The organism is Microlunatus endophyticus, assembly GCF_014646195.1.
In the GTDB taxonomy this organism is placed as follows: Bacteria; Actinomycetota; Actinomycetes; order Propionibacteriales; family Propionibacteriaceae; genus Microlunatus; species Microlunatus endophyticus.
In genome coordinates this window covers 149,054-175,183 of record NZ_BMMZ01000008.1, presented here as the reverse complement: position 1 = coordinate 175,183, position 26,130 = coordinate 149,054, and the positions used below count along the sequence as shown (strand labels likewise).

Genomic DNA, 26,130 nt, shown 5'->3' with positions numbered 1-26,130 from the left:
CCGGTGGGCTACCGCACGTGGGCTGCCCAAGCCGTCAGTACCAGCCGAGGTTGACCGAACTGCCGAGCCAGTTCAGGATCTGCTGGGCGCCCAGCAGGAGCACCGGCAGGGCGACCAGGCCGAGTGCCAGCAGGTAGATGCCGGCGCTGAGGAGCCGATGAGGGCGTACGTCATCGGCGAGCCGGGAGACGCGTACGACGGTGCCGTAGCTGACGCCCATCGCAAACCGCGGCACCGGGGCCGCGGCGAGCGCGACCAGTGCCCTGGCCAGCGGCACCGCCCCGGTCCGCCGCCGGGCGGCGTCGTCGGCCAGCATCTCGACCAGCAGCCGGGCCTCGTTGAGCGGGACCTCGCTGCGGACTGCGATGGGGAAGGCCCGATGAAGGGCGGTGAAGGTGTCCAGCACCAGGTCGTGCCGGGCCCGCAGATGGGCCTCTTCGTGGGCGAGCACGGCAGCGACCTCGTCGGGGGCCAACGCGCGCAGGGCACCGTCGCTGAGCACCACCCGGGACTTCCGCAGGGCCGGCAGGCAGTACGCGACCGGGACCGGTTCGCTCATCACCCGCAGTCCGGGCGGGCCAGCCAGCTCGGCCCGCCGGCTCACCTGGTCGAGCAGGTCAACAGCCCGGCGGTGGCGGCTCCGCCGGGAGCCGGTCTTGCGAACGACGATCAGCAGCGACCAGATCAGCCGGCCGACCACCACAAGAGTGAAGATCAGGATGATCGAGTAGACGATCACCTCGGCGACCGATGGATCGGGATTGTGGAAGAGTCCGAGGCTGAGCGCGAGGCCCGAGCCGACCACCGATAGCAGGGCCGCGACGGAACCTGCCTGCCACAGGGCGACCGCCGGGCGGGGCGCACGGTGCAGGAACGACCAGCGGCCGACCCAGATCGAGCCCGGGCCGACCAGGATCACTGCCAGGATCCCGAGTGCTACGCCGATCACGGTGTCAAAACCCGGTCGCCGTCAGTTCGGCGAGGGCGTCGGGTTCTTGGCCTCGAGCCGGGCCAAGGCCTCTCGCATCGTCGCGGCCTCCTCGGGCGTGACCCGGCCGACGAAAGCGACCAGCGCCGCCGTACGGTCCTGCTCGCTGCCGTCGAGCGCGTCGTGCATCACCTCGGCGACCATCTCCTCGCGGGTGTGCACGGCCGCGTAGAGGTAGGCGCGACCTGCGCTCTCGCGGACCACCAAGCCCTTCTTGGCCAGTCGGTCCAGAACCGTCATCACCGTCGTGTACGCCAGATCCCGGTCCCGGATCAGGGCGGCGTGGACCTCGCGCACGGAGCGGGGCGCCGCGGACGACCACAGCTCCTCCATCACCCGGCGCTCGAGATCGCCCAGAGAATTCACCACGGCACCATTCTAGCCAGTCGTACTACCGAAACGCGTACTACCTTGAGTCGTACTACGTCGCGTAGTAGTTTACGGGATATGTCCACACGTCCCACCGGACCCCTGACTTTTGGCCCATCCGGATCCAGCTCAACGTCAATAGCGTCTCGGCCCATGTACACCGTCAACAGAAGTCGTTAGCGTCGCGAATATGGACACCGAGCTGTTGTCCCGATTCCAGTTCGGGATCACCACCGTTTATCACTTCTTCTTCGTGCCGACCAGCATCGGACTGTCCGGCCTGGTCGCAGGGTTCCAGACCGCGTGGGTCCGGACCGGCAAGGACCGCTACCTGCGGCTCACCCGCCTCTACGGCAAGCTCTTCTTGATCAACTTCGCTGTCGGCGTCGTCACCGGCATCGTCCAGGAATTCCAGTTCGGCATGAACTGGAGCCAGTTCTCCCGCTTCGTCGGCGACATCTTCGGCGCCCCGCTGGCGCTGGAGGGCCTGCTCGCCTTCTTCCTGGAGTCGACCTTCCTCGGACTGTGGATCTTCGGCTGGGACAAACTTCCCAGGAAGGTGCACCTGGCCTGCATCTGGATCGTCGCGGTCGCCACCGTGCTGAGCGCCTGGTGGATCCTGGCGGCCAACTCCTGGATGCAGCATCCGGTCGGCTACACGATCAACCACCAACTCAACCGTGCTGAGTTGACCAACTTCGGTGCGGTGCTGACCAATCCGGTGCTGCTGGCTACGATGCCGCACCAGATCTTCGCCTGCTACATGGTCGGAGCGGCGATCGTGATCGCGGTCGCGGCCTGGCACCTGGTCCGGATCGCCCGCGCCGACCGGGCCGCCGAGGCTGCTCTGGTGTCGGCCAGCGATCCCGCGAGCGACTACGTCCGCGATAGCGCCGTCAGTGAGGACCGCTCGACCTTCCGTACGGCGCTGCGTGTCGGCGCGGTCGCGTTGCTGATCTCCGGCGCTGGGACGTTCATCTCCGGCGACACCCAGGGCAAGGTGATGACCTCGGTCCAGCCGATGAAGATGGCGGCCGCCGAGGCGCTCTACTACACCGAACAACCGGCCGCGTTCTCGATCTTCACGATCGGCTCGCTGGACGGCAAGTCCGAGGTCTGGTCGATCCGGATCCCTGGACTGCTGAGCTTCCTGGCCCACGGCAACTTCCACGACGAGGTGCTGGGGATCAACAATCTGCAAGCCAAGTACAACCAACAGTTCGGGCCCGGTGACTATGCGCCGATCATCCCGGTCACCTATTGGTCCTTCCGGATCATGATGGGCCTGGGCATCGTGGCCTTCGTCGGTGGCGCGCTGATCCTGTGGCTGACCAGGAAGGGGCGGGATCCGTCGACCCGGGGATTCTGGGGAGTCGTCTGGAGATTCGCGCCGATCCTGCTGCCGTTCCTGCCCCTGTTCGGCAACTCGTTCGGCTGGATCTTCACCGAGATGGGCCGACAACCCTGGCTTGTGTTCGGCCTCTTGCCGACAGCGTCCGGAGTGTCGACCAACCTCACCCCGGCCGAGGTCTGGATCTCCTTGTCCGTCTTCACCCTGGTGTACGGGGTGATGGCCGTGGTCGGCCTGCGCCTGTTCATCCACACCGTTAAGGACGGCCTCCCCGACCTGAACGCCGAACCCGAGCCCGACACCGGCGACAAACCGTTGTCGTACGCGTTCTGAGAGCGAGCAGAAACGATCATGTCTTTGCCTACACTCTGGTTCCTGCTCCAGATCGTGCTCTGGTGCGGCTATCTGACCCTTGAGGGTTTCGACTTCGGTGTCGGGCTCTGCTTGGCGCTGATCGGCCGGAAGGAACGCGAACGCCATGCGATCCTGTCCACGATCACCCCGATCTGGGACGGCAACGAGGTCTGGGTGATCACCGCCGGCGGTGCGATGTTCGCTGCCTTTCCCGGGTGGTACGCGACCACCTTCAGCACCTTCTATCTCCCGTTGCTGGCCATCCTCTTCGGATTGATCATCCGCAACGTCGCCTTCGAGTACCGGGAGCATCACGACACACCGGCCTGGCGGCGGAACTGGGACCTGTGCATCATCGTCGGGTCGTTCCTACCCGCGCTGTTGTGGGGAGTCGCGTTCGGCAACATCGTCCGCGGGCTGCCGATCGATGCCGATCACGAATTCACCGGATCGTTGCTGACGCTGCTGAATCCGTTCGCCCTGCTGGCCGGCCTGGTCACGCTGTCCCTGTTCATCACCCACGGCGCGGTCTTCCTGGCACTGAAGACGACCGACGACCTGCGGCTACGGGCCAAGCGGGTGGCGACCATCGCCGGGGCGATCACCGCCGTGCTGGCGATCGTCTTCCTGGTCTGGCTGAATCTGCTGGACGGGATCAACAACAACGCCCTGGTGCTGATCTTCTCGGTGATCACCGCGTTGGCGTTGGTGTTCGGCCTCGGGATGCATCTGCTCAACCGGGACGGCTGGTCATTCATCGGGACGGCGGTCACGGTGACCGCGGCCGTGGTGACGCTGTTCAGCTCGCTGTATCCGCGGCTCTTCCCCAGCACCACCAATCCCGCCTACAGCCTGACGATCCACAACTCATCGGCCAGCCACTACACCCTGACGATCATGACCTGGTCGGCGGTGATCCTGGTGCCGATCATCCTCGCCTACCAGGCCTGGAGCTACTGGATCTTCCGCAAGCGGATCACGCTGCCTCCGCTCGACGTGGATGCAGCGGCCGCCCGGCCCGTCACCGCCGCGCCGGCGAAGTAGCCGATCATGGCGATCCGGGAGAACATCCCTGAACTTGGCGACCCGAAGAGCCCTGCGCTTGGCGACCCGAAGGGCCCTGCGCTTGTCAAAGGGCGCGAAGCCGACCCGTCGGCAGGCTCAGGGACAGACAAGGGCGACTCGGGCACCAGGCGGAGCGGAGCGCTGGATCCCCGTCTGGTCCGCCGTGCCGCCGCCGTCCGTTGGCACCTGGTGACGACCTCGGTGATCGGCACCCTGACCGCGGTCAGCATCGTGGCGATCGCCTGGTGCATCGCGTACGGCGTCGGTGCCGCCTTCGACCAGCGCAGCGTGGCACCGATCCTCGCGGTCACACCGTGGTTGGCCGGAGCGTTCGTCGTCCGCGGTCTGCTGTCCTGGCTCGGTGATCTGGTCGCGGTCCGGACCTCGGCTGCGGTCAAGTCGCAGCTGCGGCGCGAGGTCGCCCAGGCCTACCTACGCCCGGGCCGGGACCAGCCGGACCGGGGCACGGTGATCACGTTGATGACCACCGGACTTGATGATCTTGACGGCTACTTCGCCCGATACCTTCCTCAACTGGTGTTGTCCGTAGCCGTACCCGCGGTGATCGTCGTGGCTGTCGGTGTCAGGGACCTGCTCAGTGCGGTGATCATCGTGAGCACGCTGCCGCTGATCCCGGTCTTCATGGCGCTGGTCGGCTGGGCCACGGAGAAGATCACCGGGCGGCGCTGGCGGGTTCAGGCGCGACTCGCGCACCACTTCGTCGACCTGGTCGCCGGCCTGCCGACGTTGCGCGCCTTCGGCCGGGCCAAGGGGCAGGCCGAAGGCCTGCGCCGGTCCGGCGAGGCCAATCGGGTCGAGACGATGGCCACGCTCCGGGTCGCATTGCTGTCGGCGCTGGTGCTCGAACTGTTGGCCACCCTGTCGGTTGCCATTGTTGCGGTGGTGATCGGGCTTCGGGTGATCGCCGGTCACGTCGATCTGACCACATCGCTGTTCGTCCTGATCCTTGCGCCCGAGGCGTACCTGCCGCTGCGCAAAGTCGGAGTGCACTATCACGATGCAGCGACCGGCGCCGCGGCCGCGCGAGCTGCTCTGGACCTGATCGAGCAGCAACCCTGTGATGGGACCCGCCGCAACCGGCCGCTCCCGGAGGGTCCGTTGGAGGTCAGCGTGCACGGTGTCGGCTACCGCTATCCGGGACAGTCGGTGCCGGCGCTCGATGAGGTTGACTTCCTGGCTCCGGTCGGCAGCGTCACGGCACTCCGGGGTCCCAGCGGCGGGGGCAAGTCGACGCTGCTGCGGATGATCACCGGCTGGACGCGGCCCGCGGCCGGTCGGATCCTGATCAACGGCACCGATCTCTGCGAGATCGACCAGGCAGCGCTCCAGGACGCCGTTGCCTGGGTGGGCCAGGACCCGACGCTGATCCGCGGGACCGTCGCGGACAACGTCCGCCTGGGACGGGCGGACGCCTCCGATGCGGAGGTGGCGCACGCTCTGTTCGCTGCCGGCGTCACCCTCGACCCGGACCGGGCGGTGGACGAGGGTCTGGGGCTGTCGGCCGGCGAGCTGCGCCGGGTCGCGTTGGCCCGGGCGTGGTTACGGGTCCGGTACGGGACCGGACGGCTGATGCTGCTCGACGAGCCGACCGCCGGGCTCGACGAGGAGACCGAGTTGGACGCCATCGCGGCGATCAAGGAACTCGGCGTCACGGCGATCGTCGTATCCCATCGACCGGCGGTGCTGGCCGCCGCCGATCGGGTGATCGGGATCGGAACCCGGTCATGATCACGACGCTGCTGAGACTCAGCAGTACGCCGCGGCGTTCCTTGATCGCCCTGCTGCGCCCGATCTCCTGGGGCGTGATCGCGCAAGTATCGGCGGTGGGACTGATGGCGGTCTCCGGATGGCTGCTGTCCCGGGCCGCACAGCATCCCCCGGTGCTCTACCTGATGGTCGCGATCGTCGGTGTCCGGACGCTCGGTCTGGCCCGCGGGGTGTTCCGCTACTGGGAGCGGCTGGCCGGGCACGACATCGCCCTGGATCTGCAGGCGAAGGTCCGGGTCCGCGCCTACCGGCAACTCACCGATGGCCGTCCGCTGCACGGTAGCGGTGATCTGCTCAGCCGGGTGACCGCCGATCTGGACGCGCTGGGTGACCTGGTGGTCCGGGTGATCGTCCCGGTCGTCTCTACGGCGTTCGTGATCATCGCCGCCGGCGTCGCGCTGTCTGCGATCGCGCCCGCCGCCGGAATCCTGCTGCTGGCCGGCTCGTTCGTCGCGGCGGTCATACTGCCGTGGTGGGCCGGACGGCTGGCCGGGCGTTCGGCCGATCGCCTCGTCGGGCTGCGGTCCCGGCTGGCCGACGAACTGGCCGAGGTCGGCAGGACCAGAGAGGACCTGGTCGCCTACGGCGCGGACCGCGCCGCTCTCGGCCGGCTGGCCGGTGTCGATGCCGACCTCGCCGTCGCCGAGCGTGGCACCGCCTGGACCGCCGGGCTGATGGTCGGTCTGCAATGGATCTGCACCGGTGCGGTGATCGTCGGGTCCTTGATCGTCGGCAGTAGGGCGGTCGCGGCCGGTTCGCTGGATCCGGTGTTCCTGGCGGTGCTTGCCCTGACTCCCCTCGCGTTGCACGAAGTGGTCTCGGCACTGCCCGCGGCGGCGCTCACCTGGCGGCGTACAGCGTCCGCTCTGCGGCGGGTGGCTGAGTTGATCAAGCCTTCCGCCGGTCAAGCCACAGCCCGGAACCCCGCCGCACCGGGAGTCCCACTGGCGGCCTACGGATTGGCGGTCGGCTGGCCCGGAGGCAGGCCGCTGATCACCGGCCTGGACCTGGAGCTCCGGCCGGGCGAGCGGGTGGCATTGGTCGGCCCGAGCGGAATCGGCAAGTCGACGATCGCCGAGACTCTGATGGGATCCGTCCCACCGCTGGCCGGGACGATCGCGATCGCGGACCGGGTCGGCTATCTGGCCCAGGATGCGCACGTGTTCGACACCACCGTCGCCGAGAACGTACGGATCGGCGCCCGTGGTGCCGATGACGACCAGGTACGCCGGGCGCTCAGTTCGGTTGATCTTGATTTCGGGGCGGACCGTCTGGTCGGCGAGTTCGGGGCCGCGGTCTCGGGCGGTGAAGCGCGACGGCTGGCGATCTCCCGGCTCGCAGTGGCCAGGCTGGTGGACGGTGACCATGATCTGCTGATCCTGGACGAGCCGACCGAGCATCTGGACCGGGACACAGCCGATCATGTACTGCAGATCATCCGGCGCCTGGACGAGGATGCCGCGGTCCTGGTGATCACCCACGACCCGCGGGTGATGGACAGCTGCGATCGGGTGGTTCGCCTGGAACCGGCGGAACGGCTCGTCAGTCCCGGGCGGTGAGGATGATCGGGTCGCTCTCGGTGATCGCTACCGTGTGCTCGGCGTGGGCACCGCGGGAACCGTCGACGCTGCGCAGCGTCCAGCCGTCCGGATCGGTGTAGATCCGATCGGTGGTGTGCAGGAACCACGGTTCGACCGCCAGCACCAGCCCGGGGCGCAGCGGCAGGCCCTTCCCGCGGCGCCCGTTGTTGGGCACATGCGGATCACCGTGCATGGTGTGACCGACGCCGTGGCCGCCGAACTCGAGATTGACCTTGAGACGGTTCTGCTTGGCCACCGCCCCGATCGCGGCCGACACGTCACCGAGCCGGTTGCCGGAGCGGGCCTGGGCGATCCCGGCGGCGAGCGCCTCGTTGGTGATCTCGATCAGTCGCTGGTCGGCGGGCCGGGGTTCGCCGACGATCACCGTCAGCGCCGAGTCGGCAACCCAGCCGTCCACCGAGGCGGCGAAGTCGAAGCTGACCAGATCGCCGTCGGCGAGGTCGTAGTCGTGGGGCAGCCCGTGTAGCACGGCGTCGTTGACCGAGATGCACAGCACCTTGCCGAAGGGCATCGCGCCGAAGGACGGGTGGTAGTCGATGTAGCAGGACTCGGCTCCACGCTTCTTGATCATGTCGTGCGCCAGGGCGTCCAGGTCGAGCAGATTGCTGCCCACCTTCGCCTCGTCTGCGAGCGCGGTCAGGACGTCGGCCACGAAGCGGCCGGCGGGGCGCATCTCCTCCAGCTCGGCCGGAGTCCGGTATTCGATCACCCCGGCACTGTAGCTCGGCTTCCCTGTGTCAGCCGCCGGTCCACCGCGACCGACCGTGAACATCTGCCGCCTCGTCGGGACGAACCGGCCCCGGTCCGCAGGGTTCGCGCGACTGGACGGCAGGAATGCACGACCAGGAACGTGCATTCCTGCGGTCCAGATCGCGCCCAGGTGTCCGAACCGGCCTGATCAGCGATCTGGACCGCGATTGTGCACGAGACCAATCGACCCGCGCCCGGCTTGACCAGGTGCTGCGATGATGCAGCCATGAGCTCGATCAACGCGGTGACCCTGATCGTCGAGGAGCCGAGTGCGGTGGCAGGGCGGCTCGCCGCTGCCCTCGGCTGGGAGGTCAGCCAGGACTACGGCGCCTTCGCCGAGGTGAAGGCTGGCGACGGAGCGCTGCTGTGGCTGAATGAACCAGGTGAGCCGGCGGCCGAGTCCCAGCAGGGTGTGATCATCCACTGCTGGGTCGACGATGTGTCCGCGGCAGCCGCGGGCGCACGTGCGGCGGGCGCTGAGATCCTCCGGGAACCGACGGTGATGGACTTCGGGATGGAATCGGCGTGGGTGCGGGTCGAGGGTGGCCCGATCGTCGATCTCACCCGGCCCGTCGACTCCGAGCCGACGAAGTAGCACTCGATGGCGCGCTGGTCGCCCACTGATCTGACGGCGATCGTCGACCAAGCATGCACCCGGCTGCGCGCGGACGACGGCCGGCTGTGGGGCCACCAGCCCGCACCACGGTGGATCCTCGTCGATGAGGACGTCTGGTGGCTGACGGAGCCCGAGGGGGGAGCCACTGCTTCCGGCCGGATGTGGGCCCACGACGCCGATCCCCATGCAGCCGTCGCCAACACCGCGGTCGAGTGGCACGGCCGGGACTGGGCGATGATCGAGCTCGGAACTGATCTTCCCACCGTGCCGCTGCTGCTGCACGAAGCGTTCCACGCCTTCTGGCAGCCGGAGTGGGGGTGGGTGACGCCGGCTGGAGGTGGTGACACGTCGTTGTCTCAGCCGGTCGGTCGTGCGGCGGTGATCACCGAACTGCGGGCCTGGGGCTCCTATCTGGAGACCGGAGATCCGGCGGTCGGTCGTGGGGCCCGGTCCATCCGGGACTGGAGACTTGATCAACTGTCGGATGCCGAGCGAGAGCGGCAGGACTACTTCGACCTGTGGGAAGGAATCCCCGAGTACAGCGCACTCCGCTGGGACCGTACGCCGACGGGCGAGGTCGCCGACCTGGCACGCAGCGGACCTCGGGGCGGATCCTGGTTCCGGAGTCTGTGCTACACGACCGGACCGGTGCTCGGCTATGTCCTCGATCATTTCGATCCGGGCTGGCGGCTCGGTCTTCGAGCGGCCGGGTCACTCAGTTCCATGATCAACAGTGCCGTACCGCCCACCGAGTCAGGTGCCGCGGATCTGCTGGATGCGTACGGCTATGCCGAGACTTTGCATGCCGAGGAGTCAGCGCATGTCGCGTGGTCGATCGAGGATCGGGTGCTGCGCGACCGGTTCGCGACAATGCTCTGGATTCCCAACCCTGGGAGCGTCACCTTCGACCCGCGTGAGGTCCGGCACTGGGATCTCGGCACCTTCTACCGGATCCTCTCCGTCCACACCGATGATCTACGCCTGATCGTCGAGGACGGCGCCATCGTGACCGCGAACTGGTCCTGGATCGGACTACCCGCACCCGAGTCGTACGACGGCTCTGCTCTCACCGTCACGGGTCCAGGGTGGCGAATGGAATCGATGTCACCAGTCCACGAACACGGGGTGGTCTTGAGTTCCGAAGCACCGGAATAGCCCCTGCGTCGGCTGCCCGTGGACCGCTGGTCTCGGGCAACGCCGAAGGCTTCGCCCGAGAGGCTCACCAGCAGCACGAACGCGAGCAACTCGATGATCTTCATCGCCGGTTGCGAACGAACCGGTGGCCGGACGCGCCGGAGGATGCCGGCTGGTCCCTGGGCACCGACCTCGACCATCTGCGCGAACTGGAGTGCGGCCGAGGGTGCGTACGGCGCGATGCGCAGATCCCGATCAACCCCTACCAGGACCCGGAGCTGTACGCCGAGGAGTTGCGGACCTTCGTCCGGCGCTATCGGGAGTGATCAGTCCGGATCGGTCAGGGGATCAGTGAGACCTTGACCGAATTGGCGCCATCGGCGACCATGTCGAGGCCCTCTTGGAACTTCTCCAGCGGGAACTGGTGCGTGCAGATCCGATCCATCGGCAGGGTCTTCGCCTCGAGCATCTTGATCGCGGCGGGCCAGGTGTGCGGGCCGAGGTGGGCGCCCAGGACGTTCAGCTCCTTGTCGTCGGAGATGATCGACCAGTCCACGGTCACGTCCGAGCCGAAGACGCTGTATTCGACGTACGTCCCCAGCTTGCGCAGCAGGTTCAGGCCCTGCGGAACCGCCGACGGATGACCGGTGCCTTCGATATAGACGTCCGCTCCGTACCCGTCGGTCAGCTTCTTGATCTCGGAGACCGCGTCGACCTCGGTGATGTTGAAGGTAACGTCCGCGCCGCAGGCTTTGGCCAGGTCGAGCTTGTTCGGCGCGATGTCGAGCGCGATCAGCAGCTTGGGGCTCTTGGCCTTCGCCCCGGCGATCATGCCGAGGCCGATCGGGCCGGCGCCGGCCACCACGACGACATCGTCGAATCGGATATCGGCCCGCTCGACCGCGTGCAGCGAGCAGGACAGCGGCTCGACGAAGGCGGCCTGGTGGGCCGGCAGATCCCTGCTGATCTTGTGCACCAGTGCGTTGGTGGAATAGATCATGTATTCGGCCATTGCGCCGGGGTTGGCCCGCTTGAAGCCGTGCATGTCATGCGGGCCGCACATCCAGTACTCGCCGCGCAGGCAGTAGCGGCACTTCCAGCACGGCACGATCTGTTCAGTGGTGACCCGGTCGCCGATCTCGACGCCACGGACCTGGCGCGCCCGGTCATCGAGTTGGACGACGACGCCGACGGACTCGTGTCCGGGCACCACCTCGGTCTCGGCCCAGGCGGGCCGGTTGGCATCGCCCCAGAATTTCGCCGCACCGTGGTAGCACTTCAGGTCGCTGGCGCAGATGCCGACTGCCTCGACCTTGACCAGAATCTCGCCGGGACCGGGTGTGGGGACCGGAATCTCTTCCAGGGTGTAGTTCTCCGGCCCGTGACAGATGACTGCCTTCATGGTGCCGGGGATCGTTTCCGGGATCGCTGTACCCACTGCAGCCACGGTGCTCTCCTGTAGTTCGGCGTTCTTCCGGACACGGTAACCGGTGGCCCGACAATCCGATCAACCGGGGATGCGGATGATCCAATCAGGTTCCGGCTCCAGTTGACCGTGGGTCACCGCGACATAGTCGGCGGCCAGCTGCGCGGTCAGCGGGCCCGGCTGATCGCCGATGATCCGCTCCCGGCCGGTGTCGGTGAGGATGCGGTGGACCGGCGCGACCCCGGCCGCGGTGCCGCAGGCGAACACCTCACTGACCGGCCCGCCGTCGTCAAGGACCTGACCCAGCTCGATCGGTTCCTGGAGAACCGTCAGGCCGCGTCGGCCAGCCAACGTGATCACCGTCGCCCGGGTGTGGCCGGGCAGGATCGTGCCGGCCAGCGGCGGTGTGATCAACTCGGCGCGCTCTCCGCTGCCTCGCACGACGAAGCAGTTCATCGCGCCGAATTCCTCGACGTAGTGGTGTTCCCGGGCGTCGAGCCACAGCACCTCGTCACAGTCGTGGCGCTGCGCGTCGGCCTTGGCCGCCATCGCACCGGCGTAGTTGCCCGAGCACTTGACGTCGCCGGTTCCGCCGAGGGCGGCGCGGATGTGACTGCTCTGGGCGTACGCGTCGATCATGGTCCGACCACTGGCGAAGAAGCTGTCGACCGGCGAGGCGAGCACCAGGAAACTGAATTCGGTGGACGGGCGTACGGCCAGCGACGGTTCGTCGGCGAACATCACCGGCCGGATGTAGAGCGAACTACCCGGTACCGAGGGCACCTCGGCGACGTCGACACCGACCAGCGTCCGTACGGCGTCGAGAAACATCCCGGCAGGCAGTGGTGGCATGGCCATCCGCGCCGCGCTGCGGTCGAAGCGGCGCGCACAGTCTGCGGCCCGGAAGATCAGCACTTCGTCGGAGTCGGTCGCCCGGAACGCCTTGAGCCCCTCGAAGATCGCCTGGCCGTAATGCATCACCATCGCCGCAGGCGAGAACCGGAGATCCTCGAAATCGCGCACCTCCAAGCCGGACCAAGCGCCTGCGACATAGCGTGCGCTGATCACGTGCTTGCTGAAGAGGGCCCCGAACCCGAGCCCGGTGCCCGCCTGTGTCTGCCTCGTCTGTGTCCGCTCCGTCACATTCCCAACGTACGCCCCTGGCCTGTATCAACTGCGGTAGACGATCACCTTGTCCCCGACCCGGACCTGCCCGAAGAGCTCCTGGATACCGGCGTAGTCGCGAACATTCACGCAGCCGTGGGAGGCCCCCGCATAGCCACGCGCCGCGAAGTCGGAGGAGTAGTGCACCGCCTGTCCACCGGAGAAGAACATCGAGAACGGCATCTCAGAGTGGTAGAGCGTCGAGGTCCAGTCGCGGGCCTTCCAGCCGACCGAGAACGCGCCCTCGCGGGTCGGCGTGGTGTCGGCGCCGAAGCGTACGTCGAAGTGCAGTCGCGGCTTGCCGTCGATCACCCAGACGAGCTGATCGGTGCTCTTGTCGATGCAGAGCGTCCGCCCGGTCAAGCAACGACTGTCCAGTCCGGCGGTCGACCCGCCGGTGGCGGAGCTCTTGCCGGAGAGTTCTCCGGCGGTCGGCCGCCGCGTCATCGAGACCAGCTGGGTCCAGGTTGCCTGATCGACCGCACCGGTTGCCGGTAGCCCGTGCTTGTCCTGGAAACCGCGCACCGCCTCGGCCGTGACCGACCCGTAGAAGCCGGTCACCTCCTCGGAGAACCAGTTGAGCTGCTTCAGGCGGGCCTGCAGCTCGCGGACCCGCTGGGTCTGATCATCCTGTTTCATGATCGCCGGGCCCGCGTGGACGACGTTGTGCAGTTGATCATCGGTCGGCTGCAGGGTCATCGCGACCAGTTTCGCCCACGTCGTCGTGTCGACCGTGCCGGTGGCTGGCAGATCGCGCTTGGCCTGGAACCCTCGTACGGCGGTGGCCGTCTGGTCGCCGTAATGCTCGGTGACATCGCCGCTGTACCAGGCCAGTTGCTTCAGCCGGGCCTGCAGCTCTCGGACCTTGGCGCCGTCGTCACCGCGCTTGAAGATCAACTTCGCCGGCTTCGTGCTACTCGGCGCCGAGGACTCTGCCTTGCTCGAGGCCGATCTGCTCGACTTCGGCTGGCTCGCGGTGGGGGACGGGGCCGCCGGCGGGGCCGGCGACCGTGTGCCCGCCACCGACGGGCCTGCGGTCAGCTGTGGCTCGGCGGAACCGCTCTGGTCCGGGATGACACCGCAGCCGACAAGAGCCGCGCTGATCGCCGTCGCGGCGATCGGGAGCAGCAGTCTTCGGCGCGCGGGCATGGCGGTCACAGCGTCTCCTTGTGTCGGGGAAGTAGAGACCGCACAACGCTAACCCGGGCGGGCGCTGCAACCTGTGGTCGACACCGACCGTTATAGGCCTGAGACATCACGACGCCAGGCATATTGCAGAGGGTCAAGCCGTTCCGCGCTGGGCTTCGATCTCCTCCAGCGTCAGGCCGACCGTACGCGGCATGAAGAAGAAGCCGATCACCCCGCTGATCGCCAGGAACAGCGCCAGCATGCCGCCGATCACGGTCACGCCGCTGTGCTCGCCCAGGGTCGGGACGAACAGGCTCCAGATGCCCAGGCAGAGCCGCGCCAGTCCGAAGGTGAGACCCTGCGCCGTACCACGGTGCATGGTCGGGAACAGTTCCTGGGAGAAGACCTTGTAGACGGCCTCACCGGCCAGGGCGCCGCCCACACCGGACATGAAGGCGTTGAAGATCACCGTCGGGATGGTGAATGGGACCACGATGAAGATGCCCCAGGCGATCACCTGCATGATCGCCCCGATCCCCCACATCACCTTGCGCGTTCTGAAGGATCTGTCGAAGAGCGGCATGAAGATGAAGACGGTCGCCAGGATGCCGATCACGAACCCGGCCAGCGACAGCCCGACGCTGACCGCCTGACCGCCGCCGCCGATGGTGCGGACCATGTACGGAGTGAAGATCCCGTTGGTGCCGGCGGCGATGTTCCAGAACAGGTAGATCCCGGTTGTCCATGCGATCGCCCGGAAGTTCGGTCCTCTGAGCAACGCCTTCAGCTTGTGGGTCTCCTGCTTGCGCTCGCTGGCGGTCTTCCAGCGCATCGACTCCGACATCCCACGACGCAGGAACCAGGTGAGCAAGGCGACCGCGGCCAGGTGGAAGAACACCACCCGGATTCCGATCAACCCGGTCGACGACAGGATCAGCGCCAGGAGGAGCACGATCGACGGGCCACTGTTCCAGGCGATCTGGCTGAAACCCAGCAGTTTGCCGCGGGCCTTGGCCGGGGAGAACTCTCCCACCAGGGCCAGCGATGTCGGCACGTCCGCGCCGACAGTCAGGCCGACGATGAAGGTGCCGATGTAGAGCATCGCCGGATTGCCCGCGAAGCCGATGATCAGCACGCCGAGGGCGTAGATCAGCAGATCCCACTGATAGATCCGTTTACGGCCCAGAACATCGCCCAGCCGGCCGCCGATCAACGCGCCGATCGCGCAGCCGATGGCGTTGGGCCCGATCGCGGCCAGCAGTCCGAGATCGCCGGCCGACAGCCCGAGGTCGGTACGGAACAGCGCCAGCCCTGACGCCAGGGCGACGATCGAGCCGGCATCCAGATAGGACGCCATGCCGGCGAGCACGGTCCATTTCCACTGCTGCCGGGTGACCGTCGAATGGTCGGTCGCCTCGCCGGAGACGGCGCCGGTCTCTGCTTGGTTGCTCATTCCTCGTCCCTGTCGACTACGTCGTCATTCGGCGGTCTGCTGCTTCCAAGATCGTTTTGAATCGTATCAATCGACCGTACGCTGTCAACCCCCACCGTTCGTACGGCTAGCGTTGCCCCGTGCGCATCTGTGTCTTCTGTGGTTCCTCCCCCGGCCGGATCCCGGCCTATGCCGACGCGGCAGCCGGCCTCGGCCGGATTCTCGCCGGGCGCGGCATCGGTCTGGTCTACGGCGGGGCGACGGTGGGCACGATGGGAGTGATCGCCGACGCCGTGCTCGAGGCCGGCGGCGAGGTCCACGGCGTCATCCCGACCCAGCTGTTCGAGCGCGAGATCGCGCACACCGGCCTGACCCAGCTCCACGAGGTCGGGAACATGCATCAGCGCAAGGCGCTGATGGCCGAACTCGCCGACGGCTTCATCGCGCTGCCGGGCGGCGCCGGCACGCTGGAGGAGCTGTTCGAGGTTTGGACCTGGTCCCAACTCGGGCTGCACAGCAAGCCGATCGGCCTGCTGGACGTCGAGGGTTTCTACAGCCGGATGACGCCCTTCCTGGACCACATCGTTGCCGAGGGTTTCTTGCGCAGCCGCTACCGCGACGCGATCCAGATCGACGCCGATGCGACCCGACTGTTGGACAAGCTGGCTGGCGTGCGACCGCCCGAGCCGAAATGGTCCGGCGCGGCGGCGTCATCGGTCTGACTCCGGTGACTCCCCGCTGGATCGCAGGATCCTGCGATCCAGCCAGATGATCCCGACGACGGTCAGCAGGGCGATGACGAACAACCCGATCCGGTCGACCCATTGGCTCGCCATGGCCACCGCACCCGCGACGGTGTGGCCGATCGACGCACCGCCGGCCACCGCCAACGTGTGCCGGGCGGTCCACGCCGACGATCGGGTGTACCGGGCCAGCACCAGACAGCCCGCGACCCCACCGGCGACCGCGAGGACGAGCGGCACCAGGACCACCAGCCCGTGCGTGTAGGCGGGCTGGGTGGCGCCGGGCGCCGGGAAGGCCAGGAACATCACGATCATGATCGCCAGAGCTGACGCCGGGTAGAGCATCCCGAGGCCGGGGACGGCGATCTCCTCCGCAACGCGTGTCCGCACCCGCGGCAGGATCCGCAACGCGACAACGCCCAACAGGCCGACGATCACCAGGACGGCGATCACGAACGGCAGCGGCGCCTGGTAGCCGGGATCCTGGGAGAGCGGCACCGTCACGCGCAGGATCAGCACGCCGATGCCGCCCACGACCGCGGCGATCACCACACCGCCGCGTTTCAGATACGGCCGACCCCGATGGCCCGGGAAGATCAGATTGACGACAGTGATCGGGACCGCGATCGTGAAGATCGCGTGGTAGATCGCATTGGCGACCCAGTAGGGCAGGTTGAAACCGAGGATCCTGGCGCCCCACTCGGCGGCCCCGTAGAGATGCGGACTGGTCAGTGCTTGCAGACCGATCCCGTCCTCCAGCAACTCGTAGCCGACGGCCAGCATGATCAGACTCGGCCAACCACGGCCCGCCCGCATCACCAGTTCCCTGATCAATAGCGCCAGGGATCCGTAGACCGGGATCCACAACAGGACAAGGAATCCGTACGAGACCGGTGTCGAGCCGAGCGCGAGTTCGGCGATCAATGGGGTGAGCACGACCAGTAGCCAGGCCGCCCGCCGGTTTCCGGTCCGCGCCGGTTTGCCCGTTCGTACTGCGCTGGTCATGACTCACCCCGCCTTGGTCGCGTTCTCGAAAAGCATGATCAACTCGTCCCCGCAGTGGTCGAGGTCAAGATCAGGATCGGCGGCCCGGGCACCGAGGGTCGCGTCCAGTGCACCGCGGACCGACCGCGCCATCACATACGGATCGAAGTCGCGGAACTCGCCGGCCCGCTGGCCGTCGCGGAACAAGAGCGCGACGGCCTCGAGCTCGGTCGAGACGTGTTCGGCGACCGGCCGGAAGTCGCCCTTCTGGGTGCCGGCGATGATCTCGGTCAGGGCGGCGATGTGCTGGGGCGACTGTAGGTAGAAGTTGACACTGCCGCGGATGAAGGCGCGAAGCTGGCCGGACGCCGTCGTCTCGGCGTCCATGCCCGGACGGACGGCGCGGTAGCCGGTCGCGTACACCTCGGTGACGACGGCCTCGATCAACGCTTCCCGGTTCCGGAAGTGGTAGTTGAGCAGCGCCCGGCTGACCCCGATCCGGTCGGCGATCCGGCCCATCGAGGCGGCCGAGTAGCCGTGCTCGGCGATCACCTCGATCGCTGCACTGACGATCTGGATACCCCGGGCCTGCTCGGTGAAGGTGCCGCGCATGCTTCGAGGCTAACACCAATGCCAGGAAACTGACAGAGGTGTCAGTCGGCTGCCGCCGGCGCGACCCTGGCCGCATAGGCGAGCTCGAGTCCGTCGGTCACACTCGTCTTCGCGGTGTCGAAAGCGTCACCCAGACCAGATTTGCGGATGAACTCCAACCCCTGCATCGCGGCGAGCAGGGCGTACGCGATCTGCCGGGCTTCGACATCGTCCCGGATCTCACCGGCCGCCTGGCCGTCGACGACGGTCTCGGTGAACAGGTCCAGGATGCGCTCGTAGGTCTTCTGCGATGCGAGCTGGACGTCGTCGTCGATGCGGCACAGCGCCGCTGTGGACCCCGACAGGTAGCAGCCGTCACTGGACAGCCCGATCCGGCCGCCGTCGTCGAACGTCACCGCGGCCAACAGCCACTGCCACGGGGATCCGGCGGCACGGCGACCGGCGTCCAGTCCGGCGATCTGCTCGGTGCAGTAGTCGTCGAGGGTCCGGACGAAGAGGTCGTGCTTACTGCCGAATGCGCCGTACAGGCTCTGGGACGCAACGCCGGTCGCCTCACAAAGGTCGGTCAGGCTCGTCGACTCATATCCCCGGTGCCAGAACTGGGTGCGCGCGGCGAGCAGAACGTCGCGCTCCACGAATTTCCTCGGTCGTGCCATGGTCACAGCGTACCCCGTTATTGAATGCCCGACCAGAAACGAGGTACGGTTGCACCCGTTCTTGGTCAATCGACCAGTAATTCTCGAGCGGATCCTCCGGGACAGCCGACCGAAGCAAAGGAAAAGTTGTGGCACGTCTGAACGGCAAGCGCGCGCTCGTGACCGGAGGGTCGAGCGGGATCGGTCTGGCCACTGCACGGCGCTTCCTCGAAGAGGGGGCCGCTGTGATCGTGAGCGCGAGCAGCCAGGCCTCGGCTGATGCCGCGGCAGGTGAGCTCGGTCCCGGTGCAACAGGGATCGGCGCGAACGCCCTCTCGATCAGCGACCAGCAGGCACTGGCCGAGGCCGCCCGGGAGCGGTTCGGCCGGCTGGATGTCGCCTTCCTGAATGCGGGCGTATCGGATTTCCGCCCCTTCGACCAACACGACGAGAAGAGCTTCGACCAGCTTTTCGACATCAACGTCAAGGGACTGTTCTTCCTCGTCCAGTCGCTGGCTCCGGTGCTCGCGGATGGCGCGTCGGTGATCGTCACCTCCTCCAACGTCGCGCACGGCGGTCACGGCTAAGCCAACGTCTATGCCGCGACGAAGGCCGCGACCTCGTCGCTGGTGCACTCGTGGAATGCCGAGCTGCTGCGTCCGCGAGGCATCCGCTTCAACGCAATCAGCCCCGGACCGACCGACACACCGCTGTTCGACAAGCCCGGCTCTCCGTTCCCTGACGGGAAAGCCGCCCGGGCGGCGCTGACGCCGGATATCCCCGTCGGTCGTTTCGGCACGGCGCGCGAGATCGCCGACCTGGTCGTCCATCTCGCCTCCGACGAATCCGCCTACACCGTCGACCAGGACATCCTCGCCGACGGCGGCCGGCACATCCTCTGACCCGATTCCCCAGTTCCCAGGAGATCACTCGCCCATGACCACCACTCTGCTCACCCGGCGACGAGTGTCACCGGTCGCCCTCCCCACGCTGCTGCTGGGCGTGTTCCTGGTTCCGATCAGCATCGCCGGTGTCGCCACCGCGCTGCCGTCGATCGCCCGCGACCTCGGCTCCGACCCCGTGCAACTCCAGTGGGTCGTCAACGGCTTCAACGCGACCTTCGCCGTTTTCACCCTGGTGTGGGGCGTGATCTCCGACCACGTCGGCTACAAGATCACCTGGCTGATCGGTGTGACGGGCTCGATCGCTGCTCTTCTGTTCTGCGCCGTGACGCCCGACCTGGCGCTGCTGGACCTCGGGCGGATTCTTGCCGGCCTGTTCGCCGCGGCCATCGGCACGTCGACACCGGCGATCATCTCGGGCGCCTACGAGGGTGTGGCCCGGACCCGCGGGTTCGCTCTCTTCGGCACTGCCCTCGGCCTTGGGCTCGCGATCGGCCCGAGCATCTCCGGCGGCCTGACCGCCGCCTTCGGCTGGCGGGGCGTCTTCGTCGCGTTCGCCGTCCTGATCGCCGTCTCACTCGTCCTCAGCGGCTTCGTGCCGGCCGTCAGGCACGAACGCGATCCCGGAGCCAAGATCATCGACTTCCGGTTGCTCCGCAATCCCCGGTTCCTGTCCGCGGTGTTGATGCCGGTCATCCAGGCCTTCGGCTACATCACCCTGCTGACCTATCTGCCGGTCGCCCTCAGCTCGGTATACGGACTCACCGCCGGTCAGCTCGCACTCGTCATGATCGGCTTGACGCTCGGCGCACTCGTCGGCCCTGTGGTCGGCGTCCGGCTGGTCAACAGTGGCCGAGGGATCAGCGTGCACGCGATGTTCTACACATCGATCGCACTGATGCTGCTGGGGAACGCCGGCATGCTCCTGATCGCTGCCGCGGTGCCGCTGTGGGTACTGCTCATCCCGATGGCCCTGCTCGGCCTGTCCTTCGGGCTCCCGCTCGGGCTCATCGACGGTGCTGCGATGGCCGCGGTCCCGCCCACCAGCAGCGGATCCGCCTCCGGTCTGGTCCAGTTCGCACGGCTGGGCAGTGAGGCGATCGTCATCGGCTTCTACGCGGCGATCATCTCCGCCCTTGTCGCTACCCGGGTGGCGGACCCGCGGCTCGCCCAGGAAGTCGCCTCAGGTCTCCCCGGTCACGCCGCCGACTACATCCCGGCGTTCGTCATCGGCCAGATCGCGATCCTGGTCGCGGTCGTCCTGGGCCTGATCGCGACGATCGTCCTGCACCGGGTCGTACGACGCAGCGAGCGCCGTCCTGGCGATGCGCCGCGGAGAGTGTCCGCAACCTTGGACTGATTCGTCTCCAACCGGGCTGCTGCGCCGTGCTCACCGCATGGCCCGCGACATCGCCAGCGACACCGCCCCGGCGATCACGGCGTGCATCGTCATCAGCGCAGCGAAGCCCAGCGCATCGTTGGTACCGGGAGCGGCGGTCAGCGCGACGAGGAGGTCCGGAACGAAGGACACCACCAGGAGCGCGGGCACCAGGATCCGCAGCACCCGGGCCGGCCGCTGCACCAGGCGCCAGATGATCAACCAGCCGACAGCGGCCAGCAGGCTCATCACCGCCGTCGCCGGCAGGTAGACCTGCGGAGTCAGATAGGGAAATGCCGGCGAGACACCGATCGCCTGTGCTGCCTGGCCGATGCCGGCGTTGATCACCACCGCTGCACCGGCGCCGATGATCATGGCCGCCGCCGGCCGAAAACGCGACTGCGCCTGCGGACGTGGGTCGGGAATCGCGGGCATGGCGGTCGGCACCACGGACTCGGACGGATTGCTCATGGTCAACTCCTCGAAGACTGCAACCGGAGTTCCGCCACCACGGCGGAACATGGATCAGTCTTCGCAACAGCGGCCGAGCTGTCATACCCTCCCGGGCGACACTTCTGCTACGTCGCCTGACGTAGCGGCGTGATCAACGGCGTCAGTTCGGCGGGGTGTAGCGACCGTCGATTGCGGTCCAGCCGCCGTCGACCAGCAACTGGCTGCCCGTGACGAAGCTCGCGGCGTCCGAGGCGAGGTAGACGACCGCGCCGGCAAGCTCGTCGGGACGGGCCCACCGCCCCAGCGCACTCTTGGAGGCGTACGCGTCATACCACTGGGGGTTGTCGCGGATCTGGCTGGTGAGCGGCGTCTCGACCACTCCGGGCGCGATCACGTTGAACCGGACGCCCTGGGGTCCGAGTTCGGCTGCCGCGGTCCGCATCAGTTGCAGCAGGCCCGCCTTGGTGGCGGCGTACACGCCCTGGCCTGGCTCGACTGCGACCGCACGGATCGAGGTGAAGCCGATCACGCTACCCCGGCCCCGCTCGGCCATCCCTGGGGAGAACGCCCGGACAAGATCGAATGAGGCGCGCAGGTTGAGCGAGACGACCCGGTCGAATTCCTCGCCGCTGTAGTCCAACAGCCGTTTGCGGACGTTGGTCGCCGCGGTGAAGATCAGCACGTCGACTTCCCCGAGATCGCCGGCAGCCTGCTGGATCGCTGCTTGATCAAGAACATCCAGCTCGTACGCCGCCAGTCCTGCCTCGGATCCGGCGCCCAGATCGGCGGTCTGCTGCGCGGCGGCAAGATCACGATCGGCGCAGATCACCTCGGCGCCGTGTGCGGCCAGAGCGAGCGCGCTCTCCCGACCGATTCCACTGCCGGCACCGACGACGACCGCCTTGCGACCGTCCAGCCGGAACAGGTCCTGATACCGATTCTCGTGCTCGGTGTGATCGGTCATGGTCATCGCCCCTTCGCACTCGGCCGGATGACAGCCATCCGGGTCACCGTCAACTCCTCAATCGCAAACCGTGGTCCCTCGCGGCCGGTGCCGGAGTCCTTCACCCCGCCGTACGGCATCACGTCCGAGCGGAAGCCCGGCACCTCGTTGATCACGACGCCGCCGGCCTCTATTGACTCGATCGCTGCGAAGGCGGCACCGAGGGATTCCGTGTAGACGCTGACGTGCAACCCGTAGCGGGAGTCGTTCACGGTGCGGAACGCGGCATTGAGATCGGTCACCGACCGGACAGCGACGACCGGGCCGAAGATCTCCTCGCGCCAGGCGGACAGACCTTCCGGCACATCCAGCAGTACGGTCGGCTCGATCACGTTGTCGGCAGTCCGACCGCCGCCGGTGATGATCTTGGCACCGCCCTTGGCGGCCTCGGCGATCCAATCCAGCACCCGGTCGGTGCCGGCGGAGTTGATCAACGTCGACACCCGGGTTGCCTCGTCGCGGGGATCGCCGACGACGACCTCGCCCATCCGGGCGGCGAGCCGATCAAGGAACTCGTCGCGTACGGATTCGACCACGATCACCCGCTGCACGCTGATGCAGGCCTGACCGGACGCGTAATAGCCGCCGCGGACGACCGCCCCGACCGCGGCATCAAGATCAGCGTCAGCGGCCACCACCAGGGCGGCATTGGATCCCAGTTCGAGAAGCACCTTGGTCGGCGCAGCATCCTGGGCGATCCGATGGCCGACGCCGGCCGAACCGGTGAAGGACACAGCGCCGATCCGACGGTCCGTCGTGAGCGTGGCTCCGACATCGGCGCCACCGGTGATCAACTGCACGGCCGCGGCCGGACCGCCGGCGGCGACCAGCGCCTCCCGGACCAGATGCACCAGCCACAGCGTCGCCAGCGGCGTCTGCGGCGCTGGCTTGATGATCACCGGACAGCCGGCGGCCAGAGCCGGTGCCAGTTTGTGCGAGGACAGCAGCAGCGGATAGTTGAAGCCCGCGATCCCGATCACCACGCCGACCGGCCGCCGGGTCCAGAAACCGACCAGGCCGTCACCGCTCGGCAACAGGTCAAGCGGCACCGTTTCGCCGTGCAGCCGGGCGACCTCCTCGGCCGCGGTCTGCAGCGTCAACAGCGTGCGATCCACCTCGACCCTGCAGTCGACCAGCGGCTTGCCGGTCTCCAGCACCAGTAACTGCTCGAAGTCGTCGCGCTGTTCGGTGATCAGCCGGTGGGTCTGCTGCAGGGCGGCCCTCCGGACGTGGGACGGCAGTCGCCCGACCTGGCCGCGGATCGCGAGCGCCTCCTCAACAGCGCGCTTGGCCAGCGACACGTCGCCGACCGGCGCCTGGGCGACCTCCGACCCGTCGTAGGGGAAGGTCACCGGCTCCGTCGCGGGCGCCGGTACCCACTCGTCACCGATCGGAAGACCGTCGGGCACCTTGGGTTCGAAGATCGCCATCTGTCACCACCTCGTGTCGTCTCGGCCGCTGGCCGACATCGCTGCCGTTGGCCGACATTACGGCCACGACCCCCACCGACGTCCGCCGGGTTCGGCCGGTCAGCGTGACCGGACACCTCAGGACTCGCCCGCCGTGCAGCGCCGGGTTCGATAGTCCGGCGATGGATATTGGCTATGGTGTGCCGATGACAACCGGGGGGTTCCCGCACAACGGGGACAGGAGATGCCCGCCCTTGGCGGCTTGACCGAAGGACGCTGATGTCCACAACCCAACCCAACGCGGCCGCATCCGTCGCCGACGACCAGTTCGGCAGCCGGGTCGTCCGCAAGGTCACTCTGCGACTGGTGCCCTTCATGGGGCTGCTCTACTTCGTCAACTACCTGGACCGGACCAATATCGGCTTCGCCAAGCTGACCATGGACCATGATCTTGGTCTGAGCGAGACCGCCTACGGTCTGGCATCCGGGCTGTTCTTCATTGGCTACCTGATCCTCGAGGTGCCGAGCAACCTGATCCTGCACCGGGTCGGTGCCCGGCGCTGGATCGCCCGGATCATGGTGTCCTGGGGCATCATCGCCGCCCTCACCACCTTCGTTCCCAATGCTGGAACCCTTTATGTGATGCGGATCCTGCTTGGTATCGCCGAGGCCGGCTTCTTCCCGGGGATGATCTTGTTCCTGACCTTCTGGTTCCCCGAGCGGGAGCGTGCCAAGGTCACCGGCCTGTTCATGATGGCGATCCCGCTGTCGTCCGCGCTCGGTTCGCCGATCTCCGGGGCCCTGCTGCAATACGCCGAGGGCGCATTCGGTCTGGCGGGTTGGCGATCGATGTTCCTCTTCGAGGGCATCCCCGCGATCATCCTCGGCGTGATCTGCTGGTTCTTCCTGACCGATCGGCCGGCCGATGCCAAGTGGTTGACACCGCAGGAGCGCGACTGGCTGAGCAGCGAGATCGCCGGCGAGGTCAAGCAGGCCGACGAGGAGTACGGCTGGACGTTGCGCAGGTCCTTGACCAGCCCGCGGATTCTGGCGCTGGCGTTCGTCTACTTCGGCGTGGTCTACGGTCTGTACGCGGTGAGCTTCTTCCTGCCGTCCATCGTCGCCGGTTTCGCCCAGCGCTTCGGCACCGACTTCTCGCTGGTGCAGACCGGTCTGATCACCGCGATCCCGTACGTGATCGGCGCGATCGCGATGGTGTTGTGGACCCGGCACGCCGACAAGACGCGCGAGCGCGTCTGGCATCTGGCCATCCCGGCGATCCTGGGCGCGGTCGCCATCCCGATCGCGCTGTATCTGAATTCGCCGTTCCTGGTGATGGTGATGGTGAGCATCGCCGCGATCGGCATCTACAGCGCGCTGCCCGTCTTTTGGCCGCTGCCGAGCTTCTTCCTGACCGGTGCGGCAGCCGCCGGCGGTATCGCGTTGATCAACGGACTGGGCAATCTGGCCGGATTCCTGGCACCGTTCGTCACCGGCTGGACCACCGACCTGACCGGCTCGGAGAAGGCCGGACTGTGGATCGTCGGCGTCCTGATGCTCGGCTCGGCGGCGACCGTCGTCGGCCTGGGCAAGGCGCCGAAGCGCAGGAACCCTGAGCCTGTCGAAGGGCACTGAGCGCGCTTCGACAAGCTCAGCGATCGGGTGGCTCAGCGATCGGGTGACTCAGCGATCGGGGTGTCCGGGTCCAACCGGACCGGCATCACCAGGGTGGTGAAACTGCCCTGGTCGGCCGATCTGATCACGGCTGCATGACCGGCCGCCGCATCGATCAGGACATCCGGCCCGACGCTGCTCTGCAACGCCGACGCCAACAGTCCGGGGTTGAAGGCGATCCGATGCAACTCACCGGACTGGACGGCAGGCAGCGTGAGGGACTTCGCACCATGGCGTCGGCTGATCGTGATCATGTCGACGTCGGGATCCGGGTCGATGACAACGGTGATCTGCTGATCGGCGGAGACCACCTGAAGCAGCCGCACCCGATCGATGATCAATCGCATCCCGTCAGCGGATTCGGACAGCTGGTCGACCAGGAGTCGGTAGTCGGGGAAGTGATCGTCACCGATCTCCAGTTCCTGGTAATCCGGGCCTGATCCGTCATCGTGATCATGGTCTGAGATGATCATGCTCCGGCCGACGGCCGACAACTCGACCGAGCGGCGTCGGCGCAGCCAGTCCGACAGCCCGGTCAATTGATCAACCGCGACCGTGATCCGGCGCAGCGGTCCGGCCTGATCGGTGACCGGCAGCGTTCGCGCGGCCATCCGATAGCGATCGGTGGCGACCACAGTCACTTCACCATCGGTGATGTCGAGGAGCAGGTGGTCGAGTGTCGCACCGTCGTCGGTATCGGCAGTGAAGGGGGCGACCTGACGGATCGCCGCTGCCAGCTCCGGGCCGCCGACGGACAGCCGGACGGGCTGACTGTATTCAGGTTCGGTCACGCCACGCAGGGACTGGACGATGTCGCGTACGGCGTTGCGCGCCCGGTCGGCGTGATCAGCCAGCCGGGCGGCGTGGGCCTCCAGCAGTTCCTGGGCACGTTCGGGTGCTGCTTCCAGAACCGCCTTCATGGTGATCAACGGGACATCGAATTCGCGCATCTGCCGGACCACGACGGCCGTGCGCCGCTGGCTGTCGGCGTAGTAGCGGTAGCCGGTGCGGTCGTCGACGCTGGCCGGTGCCAGCAGTCCGGCATCGTCGTAGAACCGCAGGGCACTCGGCGTCAGCCCGACAGTCCGGGCGAACGCGCTGATGGTCAACAGGCTCGGTGTGCTCACCCGATCATCGTGGGCCTTGGAGCAGGTCGAAGGTCAACCAGCAC

General features: G+C 67.3%; 24 protein-coding genes and 1 pseudogene. 11 read left to right on the top strand and 14 right to left on the bottom strand.

Annotated features, from left to right (window positions below; genetic code table 11):
- Window positions 1-34: 34 nt before the first annotated feature.
- Window positions 35-949: a M56 family metallopeptidase gene (locus IEY07_RS16310; RefSeq protein WP_188896446.1), complete on the bottom strand. Its 915-nt coding sequence runs from the start codon at window positions 947-949 to the stop codon at window positions 35-37.
- Window positions 950-970: 21 nt separating this feature from the next.
- Window positions 971-1,357, bottom strand: coding sequence for a BlaI/MecI/CopY family transcriptional regulator (locus tag IEY07_RS16305; protein WP_308422951.1), 387 nt, complete (start codon window positions 1,355-1,357; stop codon window positions 971-973).
- A 190-nt stretch (window positions 1,358-1,547) separates the two neighbouring features.
- Here IEY07_RS16305 and IEY07_RS16300 point away from each other — a divergent pair, with 190 nt between their 5' ends.
- From IEY07_RS16300 to cydC, 4 genes are read left to right on the top strand one after another with little or no spacing between them, the layout of a single operon-like run.
- Complete coding sequence (locus IEY07_RS16300) at window positions 1,548-3,041, top strand: cytochrome ubiquinol oxidase subunit I (protein ID WP_188896445.1); 1,494 nt, start codon at window positions 1,548-1,550, stop codon at window positions 3,039-3,041.
- An 18-nt stretch (window positions 3,042-3,059) separates the two neighbouring features.
- Entirely contained in the window at window positions 3,060-4,106 is a 1,047-nt protein-coding gene (gene cydB / locus IEY07_RS16295) for a cytochrome d ubiquinol oxidase subunit II (protein ID WP_188896444.1), read from the top strand.
- Between the two features lie 6 nt (window positions 4,107-4,112).
- Window positions 4,113-5,876 (top strand): thiol reductant ABC exporter subunit CydD, encoded by a 1,764-nt coding sequence (gene cydD / locus IEY07_RS16290; protein WP_188896443.1) that lies wholly within the window; start codon window positions 4,113-4,115, stop codon window positions 5,874-5,876.
- Window positions 5,873-7,474: a thiol reductant ABC exporter subunit CydC gene (gene cydC, locus IEY07_RS16285; RefSeq protein WP_188896442.1), complete on the top strand. Its 1,602-nt coding sequence runs from the start codon at window positions 5,873-5,875 to the stop codon at window positions 7,472-7,474. Before cydD ends, cydC begins: the two co-directional genes overlap by 4 nt.
- On the opposite strand, the gene map is transcribed toward cydC, so the two are convergent.
- A complete protein-coding gene (map, locus tag IEY07_RS16280) occupies window positions 7,458-8,225 on the bottom strand; it encodes a type I methionyl aminopeptidase (protein WP_188896441.1) in 768 nt (255 codons plus the stop codon). The genes cydC and map overlap by 17 nt on opposite strands.
- Window positions 8,226-8,492: 267 nt before the next feature.
- Here map and IEY07_RS16275 point away from each other — a divergent pair, with 267 nt between their 5' ends.
- The 3 genes from IEY07_RS16275 to IEY07_RS16265 all read left to right on the top strand — a co-directional run bounded on the left by IEY07_RS16275 (window position 8,493) and on the right by IEY07_RS16265 (window position 10,342).
- Window positions 8,493-8,861, top strand: coding sequence for a VOC family protein (locus tag IEY07_RS16275; protein WP_188896440.1), 369 nt, complete (start codon window positions 8,493-8,495; stop codon window positions 8,859-8,861).
- Between the two features lie 6 nt (window positions 8,862-8,867).
- Window positions 8,868-10,037: a hypothetical protein gene (locus tag IEY07_RS16270; protein WP_188896439.1), complete on the top strand. Its 1,170-nt coding sequence runs from the start codon at window positions 8,868-8,870 to the stop codon at window positions 10,035-10,037.
- 110 nt (window positions 10,038-10,147) lie between these two features.
- Window positions 10,148-10,342 carry a hypothetical protein gene (locus IEY07_RS16265; protein WP_188896516.1) on the top strand — a complete coding sequence of 65 codons (195 nt, stop codon included), beginning with the start codon at window positions 10,148-10,150 and terminating at the stop codon, window positions 10,340-10,342.
- 14 nt (window positions 10,343-10,356) lie between these two features.
- Here the strand turns inward: IEY07_RS16265 and IEY07_RS16260 are convergent, their stop codons facing one another.
- From IEY07_RS16260 to IEY07_RS16245, 4 genes are all read right to left on the bottom strand, one after another.
- On the bottom strand, window positions 10,357-11,418 hold the full coding sequence (locus IEY07_RS16260) for an alcohol dehydrogenase catalytic domain-containing protein (RefSeq protein WP_373288871.1): 1,062 nt from the start codon (window positions 11,416-11,418) through the stop codon (window positions 10,357-10,359).
- A gap of 105 nt (window positions 11,419-11,523) precedes the next feature.
- Window positions 11,524-12,585: a branched-chain amino acid aminotransferase gene (locus IEY07_RS16255; protein WP_188896438.1), complete on the bottom strand. Its 1,062-nt coding sequence runs from the start codon at window positions 12,583-12,585 to the stop codon at window positions 11,524-11,526.
- A 27-nt stretch (window positions 12,586-12,612) separates the two neighbouring features.
- Window positions 12,613-13,755 carry a L,D-transpeptidase family protein gene (locus IEY07_RS16250; RefSeq protein WP_188896509.1) on the bottom strand — a complete coding sequence of 381 codons (1,143 nt, stop codon included), beginning with the start codon at window positions 13,753-13,755 and terminating at the stop codon, window positions 12,613-12,615.
- A 133-nt stretch (window positions 13,756-13,888) separates the two neighbouring features.
- Window positions 13,889-15,187, bottom strand: coding sequence for an MFS transporter (locus tag IEY07_RS16245; protein WP_188896437.1), 1,299 nt, complete (start codon window positions 15,185-15,187; stop codon window positions 13,889-13,891).
- Window positions 15,188-15,306: 119 nt separating this feature from the next.
- On the opposite strand from IEY07_RS16245, the gene IEY07_RS16240 reads away from it, so the two are divergent.
- Window positions 15,307-15,888 (top strand): LOG family protein, encoded by a 582-nt coding sequence (locus IEY07_RS16240; protein WP_188896436.1) that lies wholly within the window; start codon window positions 15,307-15,309, stop codon window positions 15,886-15,888.
- Here IEY07_RS16240 and IEY07_RS16235 read toward each other — a convergent pair.
- The 3 genes from IEY07_RS16235 to IEY07_RS16225 are packed head-to-tail and all read right to left on the bottom strand — an operon-like array spanning window position 15,877 to window position 18,161.
- Window positions 15,877-16,914 carry an AF_0692 family protein gene (locus tag IEY07_RS16235; protein WP_188896435.1) on the bottom strand — a complete coding sequence of 346 codons (1,038 nt, stop codon included), beginning with the start codon at window positions 16,912-16,914 and terminating at the stop codon, window positions 15,877-15,879. The two genes, IEY07_RS16240 and IEY07_RS16235, sit on opposite strands and share 12 nt — an antisense overlap.
- A 3-nt stretch (window positions 16,915-16,917) precedes the next feature.
- Window positions 16,918-17,505 carry a TetR/AcrR family transcriptional regulator gene (locus IEY07_RS16230; protein WP_188896434.1) on the bottom strand — a complete coding sequence of 196 codons (588 nt, stop codon included), beginning with the start codon at window positions 17,503-17,505 and terminating at the stop codon, window positions 16,918-16,920.
- A gap of 41 nt (window positions 17,506-17,546) precedes the next feature.
- A complete protein-coding gene (locus tag IEY07_RS16225) occupies window positions 17,547-18,161 on the bottom strand; it encodes a TetR/AcrR family transcriptional regulator (protein WP_188896433.1) in 615 nt (204 codons plus the stop codon).
- Between the two features lie 128 nt (window positions 18,162-18,289).
- Between IEY07_RS16225 and IEY07_RS16220 the strand changes: the two are divergent.
- Window positions 18,290-19,042 (top strand): annotated as a pseudogene (locus IEY07_RS16220) (SDR family oxidoreductase).
- Window positions 19,043-19,076: 34 nt separating this feature from the next.
- Window positions 19,077-20,402, top strand: coding sequence for an MFS transporter (locus IEY07_RS16215; RefSeq protein ID WP_188896432.1), 1,326 nt, complete (start codon window positions 19,077-19,079; stop codon window positions 20,400-20,402).
- Window positions 20,403-20,432: 30 nt separating this feature from the next.
- Here IEY07_RS16215 and IEY07_RS16210 read toward each other — a convergent pair whose 3' ends face one another.
- The 3 genes from IEY07_RS16210 to IEY07_RS16200 all read right to left on the bottom strand — a co-directional run bounded on the left by IEY07_RS16210 (window position 20,433) and on the right by IEY07_RS16200 (window position 23,306).
- Window positions 20,433-20,891: a DUF6069 family protein gene (locus tag IEY07_RS16210; RefSeq protein ID WP_188896431.1), complete on the bottom strand. Its 459-nt coding sequence runs from the start codon at window positions 20,889-20,891 to the stop codon at window positions 20,433-20,435.
- A gap of 142 nt (window positions 20,892-21,033) precedes the next feature.
- A complete protein-coding gene (locus IEY07_RS16205; RefSeq protein ID WP_188896430.1) occupies window positions 21,034-21,837 on the bottom strand; it encodes an SDR family NAD(P)-dependent oxidoreductase in 804 nt (267 codons plus the stop codon).
- Between the two features lie 2 nt (window positions 21,838-21,839).
- On the bottom strand, window positions 21,840-23,306 hold the full coding sequence (locus tag IEY07_RS16200; protein WP_188896429.1) for an aldehyde dehydrogenase family protein: 1,467 nt from the start codon (window positions 23,304-23,306) through the stop codon (window positions 21,840-21,842).
- Window positions 23,307-23,564: 258 nt separating this feature from the next.
- Here IEY07_RS16200 and IEY07_RS16195 point away from each other — a divergent pair, with 258 nt between their 5' ends.
- Window positions 23,565-24,920, top strand: a complete 1,356-nt coding sequence (locus IEY07_RS16195) for an MFS transporter (protein ID WP_188896428.1) — start codon at window positions 23,565-23,567, stop codon at window positions 24,918-24,920.
- A 32-nt stretch (window positions 24,921-24,952) separates the two neighbouring features.
- On the opposite strand, the gene IEY07_RS16190 is transcribed toward IEY07_RS16195, so the two are convergent.
- The gene (locus IEY07_RS16190) at window positions 24,953-26,086 is read right to left on the bottom strand and encodes a MerR family transcriptional regulator (RefSeq protein ID WP_188896427.1); all 1,134 of its coding nucleotides are present in this window, start codon (window positions 26,084-26,086) and stop codon (window positions 24,953-24,955) included.
- Window positions 26,087-26,130 lie beyond the last annotated feature (44 nt).